This is a genomic window from Syntrophobacterales bacterium, from assembly GCA_031274925.1.
Taxonomy (GTDB): domain Bacteria; phylum Desulfobacterota; class Syntrophorhabdia; order Syntrophorhabdales; family Syntrophorhabdaceae; genus PNOM01.
This window is the reverse complement of record JAISPL010000015.1, coordinates 1-19,955: the sequence shown is the minus strand read 5'-3', so window position 1 is coordinate 19,955 and position 19,955 is coordinate 1. Positions and strand designations below refer to the sequence as shown.

Annotated in this window: 15 protein-coding genes; 9 read left to right on the top strand and 6 right to left on the bottom strand. The window is 47.1% G+C overall.

What is annotated here, in order from left to right; translation table 11 throughout:
• Positions 1–1,863, bottom strand: coding sequence for a tRNA uridine-5-carboxymethylaminomethyl(34) synthesis enzyme MnmG (gene mnmG, locus LBQ00_02855; GenBank protein ID MDR2017806.1), 1,863 nt, complete (start codon positions 1,861–1,863; stop codon positions 1–3).
• A gap of 536 nt (positions 1,864–2,399) precedes the next feature.
• On the opposite strand from mnmG, the gene LBQ00_02850 reads away from it, so the two are divergent.
• The 3 genes from LBQ00_02850 (at position 2,400) to LBQ00_02840 (ending at position 8,696) form a co-directional block, all read left to right on the top strand.
• The gene (locus tag LBQ00_02850; GenBank protein MDR2017805.1) at positions 2,400–2,702 is read left to right on the top strand and encodes a hypothetical protein; all 303 of its coding nucleotides are present in this window, start codon (positions 2,400–2,402) and stop codon (positions 2,700–2,702) included.
• 10 nt (positions 2,703–2,712) lie between these two features.
• Positions 2,713–4,077, top strand: coding sequence for an HD domain-containing protein (locus tag LBQ00_02845; protein ID MDR2017804.1), 1,365 nt, complete (start codon positions 2,713–2,715; stop codon positions 4,075–4,077).
• 1,043 nt (positions 4,078–5,120) lie between these two features.
• Positions 5,121–8,696, top strand: a complete 3,576-nt coding sequence (locus tag LBQ00_02840; GenBank protein ID MDR2017803.1) for a DEAD/DEAH box helicase — start codon at positions 5,121–5,123, stop codon at positions 8,694–8,696.
• Positions 8,697–8,919: 223 nt separating this feature from the next.
• Here LBQ00_02840 and LBQ00_02835 read toward each other — a convergent pair whose 3' ends face one another.
• From LBQ00_02835 to LBQ00_02825, 3 genes are all read right to left on the bottom strand, one after another.
• Complete coding sequence (locus tag LBQ00_02835; protein ID MDR2017802.1) at positions 8,920–9,228, bottom strand: GIY-YIG nuclease family protein; 309 nt, start codon at positions 9,226–9,228, stop codon at positions 8,920–8,922.
• Positions 9,229–9,308: 80 nt separating this feature from the next.
• Positions 9,309–10,181 carry a succinate--CoA ligase subunit alpha gene (gene sucD / locus LBQ00_02830; protein ID MDR2017801.1) on the bottom strand — a complete coding sequence of 291 codons (873 nt, stop codon included), beginning with the start codon at positions 10,179–10,181 and terminating at the stop codon, positions 9,309–9,311.
• A gap of 71 nt (positions 10,182–10,252) precedes the next feature.
• Positions 10,253–11,392 (bottom strand): succinate--CoA ligase subunit beta, encoded by a 1,140-nt coding sequence (locus LBQ00_02825; GenBank protein ID MDR2017800.1) that lies wholly within the window; start codon positions 11,390–11,392, stop codon positions 10,253–10,255.
• Between the two features lie 394 nt (positions 11,393–11,786).
• On the opposite strand from LBQ00_02825, the gene LBQ00_02820 reads away from it, so the two are divergent.
• The 4 genes from LBQ00_02820 (at position 11,787) to dusB (ending at position 15,658) form a co-directional block, all read left to right on the top strand.
• A complete protein-coding gene (locus LBQ00_02820) occupies positions 11,787–12,488 on the top strand; it encodes a GntR family transcriptional regulator (GenBank protein ID MDR2017799.1) in 702 nt (233 codons plus the stop codon).
• Positions 12,489–12,525: 37 nt separating this feature from the next.
• Entirely contained in the window at positions 12,526–13,962 is a 1,437-nt protein-coding gene (locus tag LBQ00_02815; protein MDR2017798.1) for a 4-hydroxybutyryl-CoA dehydratase, read from the top strand.
• Between the two features lie 315 nt (positions 13,963–14,277).
• A complete protein-coding gene (locus tag LBQ00_02810) occupies positions 14,278–14,577 on the top strand; it encodes a hypothetical protein (protein ID MDR2017797.1) in 300 nt (99 codons plus the stop codon).
• A 115-nt stretch (positions 14,578–14,692) separates the two neighbouring features.
• A complete protein-coding gene (dusB, locus tag LBQ00_02805) occupies positions 14,693–15,658 on the top strand; it encodes a tRNA dihydrouridine synthase DusB (GenBank protein MDR2017796.1) in 966 nt (321 codons plus the stop codon).
• A gap of 85 nt (positions 15,659–15,743) precedes the next feature.
• Here dusB and LBQ00_02800 read toward each other — a convergent pair whose 3' ends face one another.
• Positions 15,744–16,082 (bottom strand): hypothetical protein, encoded by a 339-nt coding sequence (locus LBQ00_02800; protein MDR2017795.1) that lies wholly within the window; start codon positions 16,080–16,082, stop codon positions 15,744–15,746.
• Between the two features lie 521 nt (positions 16,083–16,603).
• Here LBQ00_02800 and LBQ00_02795 point away from each other — a divergent pair.
• Positions 16,604–17,749, top strand: a complete 1,146-nt coding sequence (locus LBQ00_02795; GenBank protein ID MDR2017794.1) for a sodium ion-translocating decarboxylase subunit beta — start codon at positions 16,604–16,606, stop codon at positions 17,747–17,749.
• Positions 17,750–17,764: 15 nt separating this feature from the next.
• Positions 17,765–18,256: a hypothetical protein gene (locus LBQ00_02790; GenBank protein ID MDR2017793.1), complete on the top strand. Its 492-nt coding sequence runs from the start codon at positions 17,765–17,767 to the stop codon at positions 18,254–18,256.
• 692 nt (positions 18,257–18,948) lie between these two features.
• Here the strand turns inward: LBQ00_02790 and LBQ00_02785 are convergent.
• Positions 18,949–19,296: a hypothetical protein gene (locus LBQ00_02785; GenBank protein MDR2017792.1), complete on the bottom strand. Its 348-nt coding sequence runs from the start codon at positions 19,294–19,296 to the stop codon at positions 18,949–18,951.
• Between the last annotated feature and the right edge of the window lie 659 nt (positions 19,297–19,955).

The following is a 19,955-nucleotide window of genomic DNA, read 5'->3' as shown; positions in this document are numbered from 1 at the left end:
TTACAACATGCCCTTCTTCTTGAAATGGATTAGGAGGGCCGTGATTGAAGCGGGGGTAACTCCGGGTATCCTTGAAGCCTGACCAAGAGAAAAGGGCCTGATTCGTGAAAATTTCTCCACCATCTCTCTCGAAAGCCCCGAAATTTCTTCGTACTCTATATTTGGAGGGATCTTCTGGTCCTCAAGTTTCTTGGTTCTCTTTACCATCTTGCGTTGCCTGTCAGTATAGCCTTGGTATTTTACATTTAACTCTACCTGATAAGCAATATTTTCTTCCACATTGAGGAGTTTTTTTTCGAGGCCGGTAATCTCGTGAAAAGTGCAACCCGGCTTCTTGAGTAGTTCTTCGAGGGTAACCGGATTCTTGATGTTTTCAAATCCTGCCTTCTGAAGCTGTATGTTAGTTTCTTTTGTGGGTGTAAGCCTGATGGATTTGAGTATTGAATGCGTCTCCATGATCTTTGACTTTTTTTCCTGTACCATTGAATATCTTTCCAGGTTCACAAGGCCTATATCGTAGCCTTTTTTTGTGAGTCTTAGATCCGCGTTGTCTTCGCGCAGAAAAAGCCTGTGCTCCGCCCGTGATGTAAACATTCTGTAAGGCTCATCAACGCCTTTTGTCACAAGGTCGTCAATCATCACCCCTATGTAGGCTTCATCTCGTCCAAAGATCAGTCCATCTCTGCCCGACGCCTTTAATGCGGCATTAACCCCGGCCATCAATCCGAGGGCTCCCGCCTCCTCATATCCCGTTGTGCCGTTGATTTGACCCGCAAGAAACAGGTTTTTTACCATTTTCGTCTCTAAAGTAGGATAAAGTTGGGTGGGAGGGATAAAGTCGTATTCGATGGCGTATCCTGGACGGGTAATCTCCACTGACTCCATGCCTTCAATGGTCCGGAGCATGGCAAGCTGTATATCGAGGGGCAGACTCGTGGAAAGGCCGTTAGGGTAATACTCTACCGTATTGAGACCCTCTGGTTCTACGAATATACGATGCCTTTCCTTGTCCTTGAACCGGACAATTTTGTCTTCAATGGAAGGGCAGTACCTGACACCGGTGCCCTTTATCTTTCCGGTGTAGAGGGGGGAGCGGTCAAAGCCAGACTTTAGTACCTCGTGGGTTACCGTATTTGTGTAGCCGATCCAACATGGCACGCGTCTGTTTGTTATTGATGGGGTAAGAAAAGAGAATGGTTTGGGAGGGTCATCGCTGTGCTGGGGTTCAAGTTTTGAGAAATTAATAGTCCGTCCGTCAAGGCGCGGACACGTCCCTGTCTTGAGCCGTCCGATCTCGAATCCGAGCGCTTGAAGGGAGACCGAAAGACTAATTGACGGAAAATCACCCATTCTGCCAGCCTCGAAATGGTTAAGCCCGATATGGATGAGACCTCTGAGGAATGTGCCGGTGGTGACCACAACCGTCTTTCCTCGAAATTTTTCGCCCCATTTTGTCTCAACCCCGATAACTGCATTGTTATCCGTGAGCAACCGTTCCACAGTCCCCTGTTTTATGGCCAAATTTTCCTGTTCTTCAAGCCTGCTTTTCATTCGTGCGGCATATAGCGCCTTATCCGCCTGGATACGGGTAGAGCGGACCGCAGGGCCTTTTTTCATATTCAGGACCCTAAATTGAATGCCTGTGGCATCGATATTCTTTGCCATCTCTCCGTCCAGGGCGTCTATCTCCTTCACGAGATGTCCTTTGCCTAGGCCCCCAATGGCTGGATTACAGGACATGTACGCGATATGGTCCAAGTTCATTGTAAGAAGAAGGGTCTTGCCAGACATTCTGGATGCAGCTAGCGCCGCTTCGCAACCGGCATGGCCGGCCCCAATAACAATCACATCATATGTATCCATATTTATACCGAAGAATTTCATATATTTTAGCAGGAATTGAGATTATTTGCCATAGGTCTGTAAGGGATCGCCCATATTGCAAATTTTACCCACAGGAAGAAATGCGGCCATCTTAAGCCTCCTCTTAAGCGAGCCATTTGAAGGTTCTGTACGAGGAAAAAGCTGCTTACAAACTATTTACAAGATAATAAAAGGGAATTATAATTTTCGGCATCAGCGACGAGATGGAATCGTAACCGGCGGTACTTGCCAAATCCATGAAGGATGAATACAAGTCCAGAGACAGATATGGTCAGGGGTCTCACCGCCCCTAGGGAACAGTTCCGGACGATGAAGTAGCCCGAGGAGCGGAGTCTGAAAAGTAAAGATAGGGTACTGTGCTTATGTGATGACGTTTGAGCCAACAAATATTGGAGAGTTGGGCGAAATCCTCCAGAAGACCATAAAAGGGTAGTGGTCCCTAAGCCCACTTTCGGGAGGTTTGCGATCCTACACCAGACCGGACGTTCCGGCGAATAAGGACAAATCTTAAATTGATGCGGACCGAGACCATTTTTGGCAATAAAGCGTTAAAAGAACTTAATGAGCTGTTTGCATTTATTGAGGTGCAATGGACAGACATAAAAGATTATATTCTCAACGGAAATCTCCATATGAAGACGGTGGTTCGTCAGGACCAGGAGGATATCCTGAGAATGGCGGGCGAATATACCGTTATACGTCAGGACAGGCTGATTGTCGGTGTCTTTATGTCCAAAGCATCTTATCTCTATATTGATATGACCGATTCTCTGAAAAGGCTTGCCAAGGGATTGGTATCCTTCTCGGGAAAAGTCTGACGTTATCCTCATGAACTCATTTTTCGCCAACCTCGGAGAGAGGATTAGAAGGGAAAAAATCATATCCAGGATCGCTGAAAAACAATTCCACGGAGACGTATACCTTGTGGGCGGTGCAATAAGAGAGATCGCCCTTGGCGGTTCTCCTAAAGATTATGATTTTGTCATCAATAACGAGAAGGACCTTAGAATTTTCGAAGCTGCATTCTCTGCGTCTTCTTTCATCCTCGGAAAAAAACCTATCCAAACCCACAGGATCGTCGCGAGGGATACCTCTCTGGATATAAGCTTTCACCTGGGCCTCATTGAAATAGACCTATCCAGGAGGGATTTCACAGTTAACGCAATGGCATACGATGTGAAAAATGGTACGATAATTGACCCTCTTGGAGGGCTTGCGGACATTGAGCGAAAGATCATCAGGCATACCGGGGAACAGGTGATCGGTGATGACCCCCTTAGGATGTTGAAGGCTGTCCGCCACCTCGCCACACTTAACGGTTTCTCTCTTGACGCTAATCTGGAAGAGGCGATCCGGAATTCAAAAGAGCTTATTCATCAGTCCGCTCCCGAAAGGATCAAGTATGAATTGGATCAGATTATAACCTCGTATAAAGCCTTTGAAGGGATGAAAGTCATGGAGAGGACAGGTCTTCTTTTCGACCTCTTCCCCGGCCTTCAGAGACTTAGGGAATTGGATGAGGAAAAAGGATTTGTTCTTACGACATACGGCCATACGATAGACGGATTCAAGTATCTCAGAAAGTACGGGGATACATATGATCTCAACGAAAAAGCTCTTAGAAATGTTGGGTACGCGCTTTTGTTTCATGATTTGGGGAAGGCTCGGACGTTTTCGTATGACAAGGACAAGATGGCCGTCCATTTCTTCTATCACGAAAGACATTCACGAGAGATTGCCACATCCATAATGGAGACGTTGCGCTTCAGTTCCAGCGAGATTAAGAATGTTGTCGCTCTTATAGAAAGTCACATGAGAATCTTTCTTATAAGCGGCCCTGAAGCCACGGAAAGGGCTGTACGGAGACTGGTCTACAAAATGGAGGACCTTACTCCTATGCTCATAGTGCACTCCATGTGCGATATGTTTGGCAGCTCCGGAGGCTCGGAGAATGAGTCGACGAGGCAGGTTGAGATAAAATGCGGTGCCATCCTCAAGATGTATTATGATTGGAAAAAACAGCCATTACCGAGGCTCGTCAGCGGCGATGACCTCTTGTCGGTGGGATTTCGTTCCGGACCGTATGTCGGGATGGTGTTGGCCGATATCCGGGAGAAGCAGATCTCCGGCGAAATCCGCGAAAAAAGCGAAGCATTGCAGTATGCCTTAACATTTCTCAGATCACCATCATGATCAAATAATTGTCGGAATTTTCGACAAGGACTTGCCGGAATTGTTCATAATCAGTCTTGCGAGTTATCCGATATCGTTATAGCCGATCGTGCACCGCAGGTTTCTTCAGTCTCACGCCCGAAAATGTAACAGTTGCGACGACCGTTCATGACCCCGAGTCGGAGGAAAGATGAGATGTTTTAGCGATTAACAGTTTCTTCAAGATTGATCCACTCGTGGTTGCGAGTTTCCTTATTGCCGAAAAGAGGTGACCGTTCTTCTCATTCAGGGCATTCTTTAATGATTGTTTTTCCGCAATTATAGGGAAGTTTGCTGGTGGATTGATCCGCTGAGAACAATCCAAATAGATTTTTTGACGGATAAGATAAAAAAAGAAACCCTATTGTTCTTATTAAAAACACTATCTTTTTCTGCCCTTACTTTTTGCAGCTATCTTCAATGTAAGCCTTGTTGGGCATCTTTGACCCCATTGCCCATGCTCGTCTGCGTACCCACTTTCTTTCTATATCCGATCTTCCGGTATATCATGAAGTGGGTGTATGGGAATATTCACTTGCAGAGAAAAAAGGATTACATTAAGTTTGCCTACATCATTCTCAAAGACTATCCTTCCATCCAAAAGAGACATTTTATCTTCTTGATTCATATCTCTTTCGTTTTCTTTTTTTAAAAGACATAAAAAGAGATACTGATGTTGGAGTATTTGCATTCTCGGAACTTTTCTGAGGCTCGTGCAGCGGATTTTCCATCTTTAGAAAACTTACACGAAACCCTGTTTGGATTGCAGCGATTACAGGAATCTCTTTCCAACTTCCTTTGAATAGGAGATTCTTCAGAAACACGACCATATCCTCTGGATGAAATGCGAGATGAAATGTAGGTTCAGCAGGATTGCAATTTGCCCTGAAGCGAAGAGATCCCGCTTCCCACAGAGAAGAGGCGTATTGCCGTAATAGAGAAACGGGAGAGAAAAGATCCCTCTCCCTTTGATGCAAGGGTGATATTGGGGAATAGATGGTCGGGAGTGGAGGGGGGACAGGGGAATGGAGGGTGCAATTGAAAAACGGGCAATGGATATGTTAAATATAACGCTTACCCTTGAGAATAAGTCGAGTATGATATTTACTGACCCGGAAAATACCCTTCTTAATGCCGTGAAGTCGTTGCCCCCTAACACCGTCTATGCTAACGTCGAGAAGAGAACGATCTTCAAGGGTTTCCTGCTTTATGCAGGGGACAAGGTTGAGAATATCGAATGGGTTGAGGGCAAAGGGGTTCTGACGGTGAATGTGGCGGACGGGAATGGAATATCCGTTCACATCTCCCTGGAAGCATCGAAAGTGTTGCCGCGCTGCTCATGCAAGACATATATTTCTCAGAGTAGCTGCGAGCATACGGTGTGCGCTCTTCTCACTATAATTCATCTCCTGAAGCCGAATATTTTCAAGATAACGGTTGAGGACTTGGAATACAGGGAACACCTGCTCGCAGGTCTACGAAAGGAGCCATTGGGAAAGTCATGGGGAGTCTCTCTGAGGAACCGGACGGGTTCCTCGAGGCTTCCTTTTATGAAGACGGCTGGGCAACTTGAAGGTGTATCGGCGGAGAATGTACCCTTATTCAAGATCATCCTTGAGGGTGTTAGCGGAAGGCTCAAGGCTTACGTGGAAAGAGACGGTCGGCGGGTAGATTCCACGTCAAACACAGAGTTGTTGCCAGCAGAACTTGCGTATCTTGTGAGTTTCATACGGAGAGAGGATATGTCTCTTCCTCTTTCAATATTCCTGAGAAAATGGGGGAAAGATTATCCCGTTTTTTTTGATGACGGCAATGCGGTGCACAGGATTGATTGGTATGATAATCTGGTTTGCACAACATGGACGGAGTTTGATACTTCCAGGACCGATATTTTGGTGAGAAAAGGATGCTCCATGGCCGGAGACTCACGCCCGTCGGCTCTCATCGGGAACTTTGCCTTTAACTCGGACCGTACGAAAATGTGTTACGTAAAAGAGAGACACGGATGGGAACTGTGGAATTCAATAAGGGATCTCTGTCGTCATGACCCCTGCATATCAACGGCAGACAAAGACGTGAAAGATGGGGTTCTTCGTATTCCAAAACACATTTTCAGGAAATTTTATCTTTCTTTCTCCGGCTTGACCGAAGGAGGGATGGGCCCGTCTGCGGTGTTTAAAGTAAAAGGGGTGGAATCGGAACCTGTTTTTCCGCCGGTCTCAGATTACAGATTAATGGTTTCAAGACATGGGGATAACGGGCGAGAATTTGTTATTAAGCCTGAGTTTAGAGTGGGAGGTTACTCATTCGAACCTTCAAGAGGAGTTTTGTCATTCATAAGGGCGGTGGAATGGGGACGGATACCGGTTTCGCTACGCACAAAAAAAAGAAAACCCATCCTTTACGAGATGTTCTTTCAGGCTCTGACATTGGACCAGAATCGTAAAGCGCTGGATGAGACATTAAAGAAGGCGATCAACGAAAGGACATTCGGTAAAACCAAATTTGCCTCCATGGCTCGCAGGTTGATCAGGGAAGCCTCCGCGCAAACGAAGACTGCGGAGGTTCGATTGCATTCCGCGGAGCAGAGCTGGCAATTCCTGACGCCGGATAGAGCGAAAGAACTGTTTCTTTTCTACATACCGTTCCAGGTATTCGGCTCCGAGATTTTCGAACGCGTTATTCTCGATGATTCAATGATGATAGTTAAAGAGGAAGAGTTTATCGGACATCTTTACTCTCTTGACAGTCTCGCGAAAAAGCATGGCATTGAGGTTAGGGTGGACGACCACCCGATTGAGTCTGCCGAGTGGGAGATAGAGATTGATGCGACGAAAGGGACAATCGACTGGTTTGAACTCAAACCTGAGATACGGTGTAACGGACTGATCCTTGATAAGGAGGTTTGGGAGAAGGCGATTCTAGGAAGGGGAGTTGTTTACCGTAATGGCGTCGTGCAAATCCTCGACAGGAAGGTCTTGGAGAACCTTTCGGCCATTGCCTGCCTAGGCGATACATCCGGAAAAGCCGGAAAAAATTCTTCGGCCAGGGAGATCGTTTCCGTCCCTAGACTGAGGATTATAGAACTGTTTATGCTACAGAAGAGAGGTATTTCTGTAAGATTTACGCCACTTGACAAGGAGATTATGTCACGCCTCACCCAGTTCGACAAGATTGAGAAGAAGCTCCAACCTTCGGGCCTCAAATCGGAACTGAGGCAGTATCAGAAAGAGGGGTATTACTGGTTGAGTTTTCTTTATGAGCATAGGTTCGGAGCCTGCCTGGCGGATGATATGGGGCTTGGGAAGACGATTCAGGCGCTCGCCCTTCTCGGCGCCATAAAGGAACGGAAAGTTTTGGCAACTGCGGACGATTCCAATCCATCTCTGGTAGTCATGCCGCCGAGCCTTCTGTTCAACTGGGAAAAAGAAATCGAGAGGTTTTATTCTGACCTTACAGTATATGTGTATCGTGGCAAAGAACGTTCCACGATTCTCAAAGGGTATGATGTAGTTCTGACCAGCTACGGCCTTGTCAGGAGAGATATTGAAAAACTGAAAAATATTCATTTTAACGTTATCATCTTCGATGAGGCGCAGGCAATCAAGAACATATTTGCAGGGACGACAGGTGCGGTTCGCCAGTTAAAAGGGTTTTTCAAAGTAGCTTTGACCGGAACCCCTGTAGAAAATCACATAAGTGAGTATTTTTCGATTATGGACCTTGTTTTACCTGGCTTGTTGGGTGAGTACAGGGAGTTTCAAAGACAGGCCAGGCAGGAAATGGGGTCGTTTCTTCCTGTCGTGACAGAGCGGACAAGACCATTTGTGCTCAGGAGGACCAAGGAGCGCATCCTGAAGGATCTGCCCCATAAGGTCGAATATGATGTATACTTGGAGCTTACGGAGCGTCAGAAAAAGCTCTACAACAGGACAGTGGAAGAGGTAAGATCGACGATTGATGAGGCCTACAGTAGCAAGACCTCGTCTCAGGCACGGATCATCGCGCTGACAGCTATCATGAAACTCCGGCAGATATGCCTGAGCCCCGACCTTCTTGCCCATACCCATAAAGAATTGTCTCCCAAAATAGAGTTCCTTGTGGATAAGTTGGAAGAACTGGGTGTAGAATCTCACAGTTCCCTTGTTTTTTCTCAGTTTACCTCATTTCTCGACCTCGTGGAAAATGAATTACGGGCGAAAGATTTTCGTATTTTTAGACTCGACGGTACTACACCAGTCATTAAGAGAAAGGAAATCGTCGAAGAGTTTCAGGCATGCGAAGGTACCTCGGTCTTTCTTCTCAGTCTGAAAGCCGGAGGACAGGGGCTGAATCTGACCCGGGCTGCCTACGTGTTTCACCTTGACCCTTGGTGGAACCCAGCGGTGGAGAGTCAGGCTTCGAGCAGGTCTCACAGAATAGGTCAGAAAAACAAGGTAATCGTGACAAGACTTCTCATGAGACACACCGTGGAAGAAAAGATGATGGCCCTCAAACAGCGAAAGCTGAGTCTTTACCGTGTTCTTATGGATGCTCCGGAGCGAAGCTCCGGTAAGGCCATAACGCGCGAAGATTTCAATTTTCTTCTTGGACTGGACTGATGGACCCTGTCAGGAGAGTGATTGCATCCAATGATATTACAGAAGGAAGTATCACTCAGGTGAAGCTCTTGACGACCAAATGAGCGGGAGTAGGGCTTGGAAAGAGAAAGATTTTCATAAGAATTGACCGCTGAATGTTGCAGTATCTTTAAGTATAGCCTAAATAGGCTCAAATCAAAAAGGCCACAACATGGGCCAGTCGAGAGGCAACGCTTCTTTCACTTTAAGCCTCGGAGGTTTCATCGGCGACGGAGGCCGGAGGGATTGAATCGCCAAGACAGAGCAGTCTTATCTTTCTTTCCCTCGTGAGCTTTTTTAAATGGTACTCCAACTGATATGCTTCCCGAGCTGATTGGCATGAAATCACCTTCACAAGCTGGAAAGGCCGTCGTGACCTAACGTATTTGCTGCCTTTCCCGGTGTCGTGACACGCGAGCCGTTTTGCGAGATTGTTGGTCAAACCTACATAAAGAGAACCGTCCCTGCATTGAAGCACATAGACACACCAAGTGGCATTTGGTTTTGGGGTCATGACTCCAGAAAACTTCTATTCATTGTTCTTTTGAAGAATTGTCGCTGATGTTCTAAACTGCCGAACCCAATGATGGCGTTCTACCTGAGTTTATGCTTCCTGGCCCAGTCGGTGGCCTGGATAGGACTTTCAAGAACCTCAGCCCCTGCGGCACGCATGGCATCGTGTTTCCCTTCTACTGTGCCGGAAGAACCTCTGACGATGGCGCCTGCATGGCCCATGCGTTTCCCCTGAGGTGAATATCGTCCGGCGATGTATGCTGCAACTGGTTTTGTCATTTTTCTGGATATAAAGCCGGCCGCCTTTTCTTCCTGTTCACCTCCTACCTCTCCGACAATGATCACGGCGTCGGTGTTCTCATCCTCCTCGAAGAGCTCAAGGATGTCGGCGAGATTTCTCAGCACAACGGGGTCGGCGCCCATACCGATAACGGTGCTCTGGCCTACATTGCACTCCGAGAGGATGCCGGCAAATTCATAGGAGAGCGTGCCGCTCCGGGAGATGATGCCTACGCGGCCCGGAGCAAAGAGAGAGGTGGGCATAATGCCCATTTTACCCTTTCCTGGGACAAGGATACCGGGTGTAGTCGGACCGAGCGCGAAGACTCCTTTTTGTGCGGCGTAGTCGCGCATCCTGATTACATCCTTCACGGGGATGTGTTCTGGAACTATCACGATAAGCTTTATTCCTGCGTCGATGGTTTCAAGGAAGGCATCAAGGACGAATGCCGCTGGGACAAAAAAAACGGATGCGTTGGCTCCTGTTTCTTTCACAGCCTCCTGAACGCTATCAAAGACAGGTACCCCTTCCACCGTAGACCCCCCCTTGCCCGGGGTAACGCCGCCCACAACCTTCGTTCCACATTCGAGCATCCAGTGAGTCTGTGTACTCCCGATGCGGCCAGTGATCCCCTGTACGATGACACGGGTGGAATCGTCAATCAATATGCCCATGAATAGACCTCAGTTAATTTTTGTTAGTACTTTCAATATAAAAACAGATTTTAATGGCATTTGATATGCTTTCAACCTGCTCCTACCAACTCGTATAATTTATCTACAGCCCTCTCTGTGGCCGTCTCGGTCACCACGTGTACACCGGCGGATCGAAAAATCTCCCATGTCTCCTCCTGTCTGTTCCCCAAAGCCTTGGCGACTATAGGCAGCTTCACATTATGTTCCTGAATGTAGCGGACGACTCCCTTGGCGCCTTCATGTATTGGATTGATGCCGCCGTAAACGTTGATCAGTATACCGCGGAGCCTTGGCTTTCTCATGATTAGCTCCATACACCGATAAAGCAGATCTGCCGTGATCCCACCTCCTGTTTCCAGGAAGTTGGCGGGTTTCATCTTTTCCCTGATGATGTCCATGGATGCCATCCCGAGTCCGGCTCCTGATGAGATAATCCCGATATCTCCATCGAGATCGACATATGTGACCCCGATCTCTCTGCCTCTCTTCTCTAGAGGGTTTTCAATCCTGTCGATACGGTCGGGTAGGGGTCGTCGGACCCTGGAGAGCGCAGAATCATCTACTTCCAGAACGGCATCGACAGCCAGTAACCCTCCGTTGGGAAGGACTACGAGGGGATTTATCTCCGTGATAAGAGACTCATAACGCAAGGCTACTTCATATAATTGACCGATTACGTTGGTCCAGGCGGTTATGAGCTGTTGCTTGAGTCCGAGCATCCGGAGCAGAGATCGTGCCTGATAAGGATAATACCCGAAAGAAGGGTCGATATGAATTGCCGCAATCTTTTCAGGGGACATCATGGCTGTCTCTTCGATACGTACCCCGCCTTCGGTGCTTACTACGATAATTGGTTTGCCGGAATAGCCGTCTATTGTGATACCCACATAAAGCTCTTTGGCAATTTCAGCTTTCTCGCAAACAAGAATCTTACGGACAGGTAACCCTTTAATATCGGAATTAAGGAGTGCATCGGCTGCGTCTTTCAGCTCGTCCGGGGAGGCTGCCGTCTTAATACCTCCGGCAAGGCCTCGCCCGCCGACCAGCGCTTGGGCTTTCAGCATGACCGGATATCCTATCTCTCCCGCCATGTGAAGAGCCTCGTGCATTGTTCCTGCCAGGCCCCGCCGTGGAACGGGAATACCGAATTGCTCAAAAATATCTAACGCCTCGTATTCATGAAGTCTCATAGCTATCTATTCCTTACAAGCTAATTTTACGGATATATCCAAAGTATGCATATCCTCACAATATCCCGTAATTATATGATTGTCTTGGAAGAAAGTCAATGACAAAGAAAATTTAATATTTAATTATATTCATGTCACACATCCCATACCTTTCGGACCACCCGCCTTATTTGAATAAGTGGGCCACCTCGGCTTCACCATTCTAAAAAAGCAGGTATTCGCGGCCAACAACCAGACATATAGATTGGTGAGCCGTCACGGGCCGATGCGGAGGTGGTCTATCAGGCGAGAATGAGAGTATCCCATGATAGGAGAGACAGGTCCGGCTACAAATAAAGAACGAAAAAAACAAAAATATAATTGCAAATTTAATTTAATTGAATTATAATTAATCATGGCACAGCGAAAGACAGAACCTAATACGAAATCACAGGAAGATAGCAGTCAGGTAGCCTATCAGGGGATCCGGCGGATGCTGTATAGTAAGGAGCTTATCCCGGGACAGAGGATAGCCTACAGGGATCTGGCCGAGCGGCTCCAACTGAGCCCCACACCTATTATACAGGCCCTGAAATGGCTGGAGTTGCAGGGCTTTGTGTGCCATGAACCGAACCGAGGCTACTCCATGGCACCTTTCAGTCTCAAGGAAATGGAGGAACTCTATGAATTGAGAGAGCTTATTGAGCCTTCTTTAGTTCCAGCCATTATCCAGCGCATTGACAAGAAAGGGTTACGGGAACTTAAGACCACACTGGACGCTCATTTGTCGGCGGAAAGGGAATTCTATTTGAAAGAGCGGCTTTTCAAAAACAGGGAGTTCCATATGACGCTGGCCTCCCTTTCCGGAAAAGCCACACAGATAAGAATACTGCAGAATGTCTTCGAAATGTTATTCCTCAAGTATGGCGGAAATTATTTTCCGGTAGCGTCGCTTACTTCCACCGACCAGGCGCACCAGGAAATATATGATGCCGTCGCTCTCAGGAGTCTGGAAAGAGCCCAGACCATTGTCAAAAACCACATCACTAATGTGAAAGTGCAGGTTCTGTCAAGTGTGAAGAAGATGCTTGCGGAACAGGAACGATCCGAATTTTAAAGGATATAAGAGTTTAAACATTTAAGGAGGTACAGGTATGGGTCTTAAAACAAAAGAGGAGTATATCGAATCAATAAGAGCTCTGAAACCGACGGCATATATGTTCGGCGAACGCCTGACAAACATAGTGGACAACCCCAGGCTCCGCGCCGGCATTGAGGCGACGGCAGCTACGTATGAAATGGCTGGCAAAGAAGAAAACCGTGACCTTTTCGTAACTGTAAGCCCCCTTATTAACGAGCCGGTAAGCAGGTTCAATTTGCCCCCTTCAAGCATTGAAGACCTTGTTGCAAGAGTTAAGGTCAATCGTAAAATGGCCAATTTTGTGGGGACCTGCCACCAGCGGTGTACGGGTCTGGACTGTCTGTCGAGCCTCTCCATTGTGACCTATGATATCGACAAGAAATACGGTACCAGTTATCACAAGAATTTTACCGAATTTCTTAAATATATGCAGAAGAACGACCTCACGGGCAATGCAGGCGTAACGGACGTAAAAGGCGACCGTTCCCTTAATCCCCATGAACAGCCTGACAAAGATATGTTTCTCCGCATTGTTGAGAAGCGCGACGACGGCATTGTAGTCCGAGGAGCAAAAGCCCATCAGACTGGGTCCCTCTCGTCCCATGAGATTATTGTCCTTCCCACTAGAGCAATGGGTAAAGCCGACACGGACTATGCCGTGTCATTTGCTGTACCTTCCGACACTAAAGGATTGATCCATGTGGTGGGGAGGTCAACTCTGGATATGCGCGAGTTAGACGGATGCGATATCGGTAATGTATACTATTCAAAATACTGCCCGACCATTATTTTTAATGATGTATTCGTACCTTGGGAGAGAGTGTTTATGTGCGGTGAGACGGAATTTGCTCAGGATATGGTGGTGAAATTTTCCTCCCTCCATCGCCAGAGTCACGGCGGATGCAAATCCGGAAAGATTGATTGCATGGTCGGTGCAGCCCTTACTTTGATGGATTATAACGGAACCGCGAAAGCGGGGCACCTGAAACAAAAAGTTGTCGACATGGTCCATAGGGCAGAGACTCTCTACGGCTGTTGCCTTGCTTCCTCATATGAGGGAAAGAAGCAGCCTTCAGGGACATACTTTATCGATACAGTGCTCGCGAATGCCTCTAAGATTCATGAAGGCAAGGAGATGTCGGAAGCCATAAGGCTTATGGTAGACGCTGCCGGAGGGTTCGTCGCCGATCTGCCGTCGGACAGAGATTTTGACAACCCAGAGATCGGTGATTTGTTGAGAAAGTATCTCAAGGGTGTGGGCAATGTACCGACGGAGAATAGGGTTAAAATGTACAGGCTGGTCGAGAAGATGGCGATGGAAAGTGCGGATACCATATCCGATATCCATGGTGGAGGTTCACCGGAAGCCCACAGGGTAACAATTCTCCGCGAGACCGACTTGGAGAGCAAGAAACGGGCAGCAAAGCGACTGGCTGGCATCAAAGATTGACTGAACGATAAGGGTTAATTCACGTTACAATTAAAGGATGGGGCGGAGCAGAATCCCTCCCATCTTTATTCTTTTGTGCTGGACTCGGCAGTTTCACAAATATCATAACGGTCGTCATGCGACGATCTTGTCGCCCCTATCTATTGATTTCGACAATTCTTTCCTGTTTCGTAGTGCCCGGGAGACAATATTTTAGGACATTGCGCGTAATTTGAATCAATTATGCATGGTAAGGTATATGGCATTTTTTTTGCAACCTTAAATAACAATGGCGGATGCATTGAAGTCGCCACTACGATACCACAGGGGGTTCGCATGAGAAAGACACTTGTAATTACCTCTCTTTTGGCCATATTTTTCGCGGTGAGCGTGCCAGTCATGAGTGAGGCTCGGGGCTTTGGATACGGGCGCGGTTATTATCACGGGCACCACAGCGCCCATGGGTTGGGTGTTGCCGGCGCTGTGGTGGGAGGACTCGTACTGGGCGGACTTATCGGAGCCGCTATGGCGCCTCCGGTTTACTACGCGCCGCCTCCGCCCCCAGCATACTATTACCCTCCCGCTCCCCATACCTATTACTATCCACCTGCGCCCAGGGCATACGCATACCCGTAAGCAGGTTGAGGTTGTTGAAGGCAATAAAGGACCGGCCACCATGGCCGGTCCTTGTGGGGATTGCCGTCTGAAATTCTTCTGTATTTGACGTCTTAATTATTCCGGTCTAAAATAGATGATGCTGGTTATTGGCGGCCTCGCTTTGCCTGTCCCATGTATGGTCGCGCCCATGGCGGGTGTAAGCGATCTCCCTTTCCGTGCCATAACGCGCAGTTTTGGGGCTCCCTTTGCTTTTACGGAGATGATTGATGCAAAGGCGTTGAGCAATGGCGACAAAAGGACTTGTCGCATGCTCTCCTCAAGCCAGGATGACAGGCCCCTTGGCGTTCAACTGGTGGGTAATGATGAAGATTATCTCTGGAGGGCCGTTGATCTGCTGCACGAAGGTGGATTCGACCTTCTTGATTTCAACGCGGCTTGCCCGACAACAAAAGTCACACGCAAAGGTATGGGCGCTGCGTTGCTCAGAGATCCTTACAACCTAAAGAAGATCCTTAGGGGGCTTGTTCGCCGTTCGAATATTCCGGTGACCGTGAAAATAAGGGCAGGGTGGGACACCGATTCAGTAAATGCAAAAGAAGTGGCCCTTCTTGCGGAAGACGCAGGTATTGGTACGCTCTTCATTCATGGCAGGACGAAGATGCAGGGCTACAGCGGAACTGTCGACTACCGCATAATCAGAGAAGTGAAACAGGCGTTGAAAATACCTGTCATCGCAAGCGGGGACAATCTTACCATAGGCTCAATAAAAACCATGTTTGACGAAACTGGCTGCGACGGAGTCGCGATCGCCAGGGGAGCGCTAGGCAATCCATGGATATTCAAGGAGATAATCGGGTTCTTTCGGAATGACCGGATTTCTTACCGGCCTGATGCCCGGGAAGTAGCGGCGGTAATGAAGAATCATCTTGATCTGGTTGTGGCCCACCACGGTGAGAGCCGGGGGGTGAGCAGTTTTCGAAAATTTTTCATCTGGTACACACGGGGGCTGCCGGGGGCCAAGCCTCTTCGGGACAAAGCATTCAGGGAGAAAACAAGCGAAGCGCTTCTCGGTGTGATTGAGGAAGTGACTGGCCTTTAATCCTAGAAAGGGCTATCCTTTCTTTCGTGGAAACCATTTGGCTCTTTGCTCTTGTTGATCCGAACAGCACACCTTTATCATGTTGTCATGTTTTTACGAAAGCCTGCCCGATCCTTATTATAATGACCGTTGCAAAACCCCATGCAAAGGGAAGCCACACAGGTATATTAAGAAAGGAAGGCAGGGTGTAGCTCCATATGCCCGCATGGGTGGCGACAATCTCTGCGGCCGGTCCTACAATCGCTCCTGCCAGATAGAAGATATGATCCTCTTTATCTGGCCAAAAATAGAATCTGGTCAGGTAGGCCGCTACCAGGATCGCCATGACTGCCATATTGTGGCGCCAAGTCAGGACCACGAGAAATACCACGAGCCAGAAGATGATCAAATCCCGCACAAATGAACGGCGTACAGATGGATTCATTCTGTCGCTGCTTTCAGGATAGTCACGGAATGTGGTCCGTCCTCCCCGGTTGAACTGGCAGAGATCGTGGAATCAGTTCTGTAACGCATGAATAATTGTAACACGGAACGGACGGATGATTCAAATGGGAGGTGCCATATCGAATTGCCGGTATCTATGTCTTAAGCCTGTTTTTTCTCGACTTATCGATTCCTTTTTAGATAGCTCGCCGTGATACGCCTTTCGGATGCCCGTCCGACTGAAATCGGAGTAAATCATCAGGTCTTTCGCCAAATGGAATGTATGCGAGAAAATTGCAGTAAGATTCCGAAAATAAAAAGTTGACATGGGGTGCGGAATAATATATCGTTAAAACAAAAATAGATAAGTGAAATATTTCATTAATATCAACAATAGTATGCTGATTTGCTGATTTCAAAGTTCTGGTTCGGTGATTGAGTCCGGGCTCCTCCTGCCCTTGGATTTGGTCACTTTGGGACTAGAATTATTTCACGAAAATTTTTACTTTAAGGAGGTTATTGATGAGTTTTAACGAAATTTGGGATCTGCTTATTGGCACGCTCCATACGACGGGGTTTCCGACGTTGACTTGGCAGCATGTCGTCATGTGGGCAATAGGGTGCTTTTTCCTCTATATGGCAATAGTGAAGGATTTTGAGCCTTTACTTCTTCTGCCCATCGGATTTGGAATATTCCTGGTTAACTTTCCAAATACCCCCCTGTTTGGGTTTGAGGAAGGCGGCCAGCCCCAACTGCTGCAATTTTTTTATAAATACGGAATTCTATGGGAGGTAATCCCCTGCCTTATATTTCTCGGACTTGGGGCGATGACGGACTTTGAACCTATGATCTCCAACCCGAAAATGCTCCTTATCGGCGCTGGGGCACAGTTGGGCGTTTTTGTAACTTTCACAGGAACGATCTTGGCGGGTTTCACGATTAAAGAAGCTGCTTCCGTCGGTATTATTGGTGGCGCAGACGGTCCGACGACAATATATCTTACGGCCAAGTTGGCCCCACATCTTCTCAGTGCGAATACGCTGGCCGCATATTCCTACATGTCCATGGTGCCCATTATTCAGGCGCCCGTTATGAGAATGATGACGACCCCGAAAGAGCGGCTCATCAGGATGAAGATAGGAAGAAAATGCTCCAAGACGGAATTGATTCTCTTTCCTCTTATCTGCGGTGGCATCATTGCTTTGATGGTCCCGATGGTTATGCCTTTAATGGGTATGCTCCTGTTCGGTAACCTTATGAGAGTGAGCGGCGTGGTGAAACGTCTAACAGATACAGCCGCAAATCCTATGATGGACATTGTGACTATTTTTCTGGGCTTAAGTGTTGGAGCCTCTATGCAGGCTCATGTATTCCTGACCTACAAACCCATGCTTGTTTTCGCTCTTGGCCTTCTTGATTTCGTCGTATGTACAGCCGGTGGAATCATTACGGTAAAAATCATCAACATGGTCTCAAAAGATAAGGTCAATCCTCTGATCGGTAACTCAGGTGTTTCAGCGATCCCGATGGCTCCCAGACTTTCGCAGATCATTGGACAGCAGTATGACAAGAAAAACTACCTGCTCATGCATGCAATGGCCGCCTGTCTCGCCGGGTCAATCGGCTCACCGGCCGCTGCCGGCATGCTCCTGTCTATGTTTGAGTAAATGAGGAGGGTATATATGAAAAAAATTGTCTATATAATATTTATCGTCAGCCTGATGTTGGGAGGAGTAGCTCTTTTACCATCATCTTTGCATGCATGGGCAAAGGGCGAGGCGCCTTGGGATGCCCCTGTGATGCCGGAAGGTAAGGTGTTGAGCACGGAGAAGACGTCTCAGGTAATAGAGTATAATCAGCCATATGAAAACGTTCTGCAATGGTACAAGGAATCACTAAAAGAGGAAGAGAAAGATTTAAAGTACAGGGACTGGAAGGAACAGATGTATATTGAGGATCAAGGGGGGGCTAACTGGCACTCCATCGGTATCTCAAAGACTGGTGGGGATAAGACGTCAGTGAAGATTACACGAGATAACATGACGTGGATTATGAGCACGCTTCTTATACGGTTTGCGGGCGTCTTCATCGTCCTCTGTATCCTATGGCTTCTTCTGAATATTAACAGTTTTGCCATGAAGAAATTGTTCCCAGAGAAAGCAAAGAAAGCATAATATCTTTATTGAAGTAAGATAAAGTGCGAGCTATTAAACGAAGCCCTTTTCCTTATAGGAAAAGGGCTTCGTGTTGTTACGTTTACAGAATCAAGTCATAGGGAGGGGGAGGACTGATTCCCGGCGAAACTGGTGACGCCTGTATATTGTTTTGGCAGACCTTAAACAGGAGAATGCACCCTGCAAGCTTGCAGGGTATTAAAAAGCATGCTTAAAGTCCTCTCTTTGGTGCCCCTTGTTTTTCAACGTACTCTTCCATTAAGCTCTCTTTTCCGACCGTTGCCACATAAGAGTATTCATCCGTCCAGAATTTACCACCTTAAAAGCGCTTTTAAGGCTTTCTACGTGTGGTGTGATGCGTAGCCTGAAATTACAAACCCCCACTCCATCTCTTTCTTCTGCGCCCGCGGCAGTTTCTTTTTCTTATCTATACCAACCTTGTCATCCAGAAAAAGATTTCCTTGTACTTTACCTGGAACACACTATATGGTAATGAATCTGCCATGCCCTAGTGGTATCCTTATTCTAACAGTGCTCTTGTCCATCCCACATTAATACAAAACAAGAACCCCCTGCAGCTTGCTGCAGGGGGTTCTTAAGCTAGATATAGTAGGATACTTGCCTGGTTATCTTCGTCCCTTTTAGACTTACATGCCGAACGTCCGGGAGCGTTTTTGAGAGATGTTGCCGATCTATCCCTTTTTTGTCGGTTCTTCGTCGTGTTCCCGGCCAGGGGGCGCGATACGTGTAATACCCATGTACAGAAAGATCAGCGTGATAACAAAAAAAAGCCTGAGAGGTATTCTCTTTGGAATGAGCTTGGAGAATTTTGGCCGCTTTCCTTTAATGTTCTCAAGGTTTGCGAATCCTTTGTTACCGATGTTGCTTTCTGCATCTCCCCTGATTTGAATCCCTATTTTGTAAAAGTTGTCGATAAAACCCTTATCCTTCGAATATCCAGAAACGAACGGTAAGGCCAGCAATGGAATACAAACACCTATTATTATGAAGATTATGCCAGTCTTTTTTCGATTGTCCATCAGGAGATCAGTATAGCATAGTCCAGAGAAATTCGGGGGGTTTTTTACGGGTGGTCCTGGGGTAGGAATTCTGCCCGTTTCGGGAAATTGACATCGCGGGCTTGCCTCCTGTTGGCGATGCATTCATCTTTACCAAACTTTTTTCTATATTTAGCACGAAAAATTACTTGCCGATTGAACGTATTTTGACCATTTGAATGGTATTCAACCTGTTCATTGCTTATGGAGCTAACTTGCCCATTGCTACGATATTCAACCTTCTCGGCAAATACATGGGCTATAAATATTAACTAAAAATAATTTTCTTCACAGGCAACATCTCCGCACTTATACTAAAACGATTTAGAATGTAAAAAGTTCACAAGAGTGAAAATTGGTAAACAAGTGTCCAAAATTGCACGACTCTCAGACGAGAGATATTCGGTGCCCCGCGGTGGGTTGGGGTCGATACCTGTCCAAAATTGCACAGGTATTTTTAATGACCTAAGCCGTAAAATATTTTGTTGTGAATAATTCTACCTCCTCGGTAGAAGCCCATTTGGGCAATTTGTAGAAAATTTATCTAAACTCGCCGTGCAATTTTTACACTTTCAATTATTGTAACATTGGTGTTTATTGGCTGTCAATCAGCGTATCCCAATGGAATAGTGCATAAATCA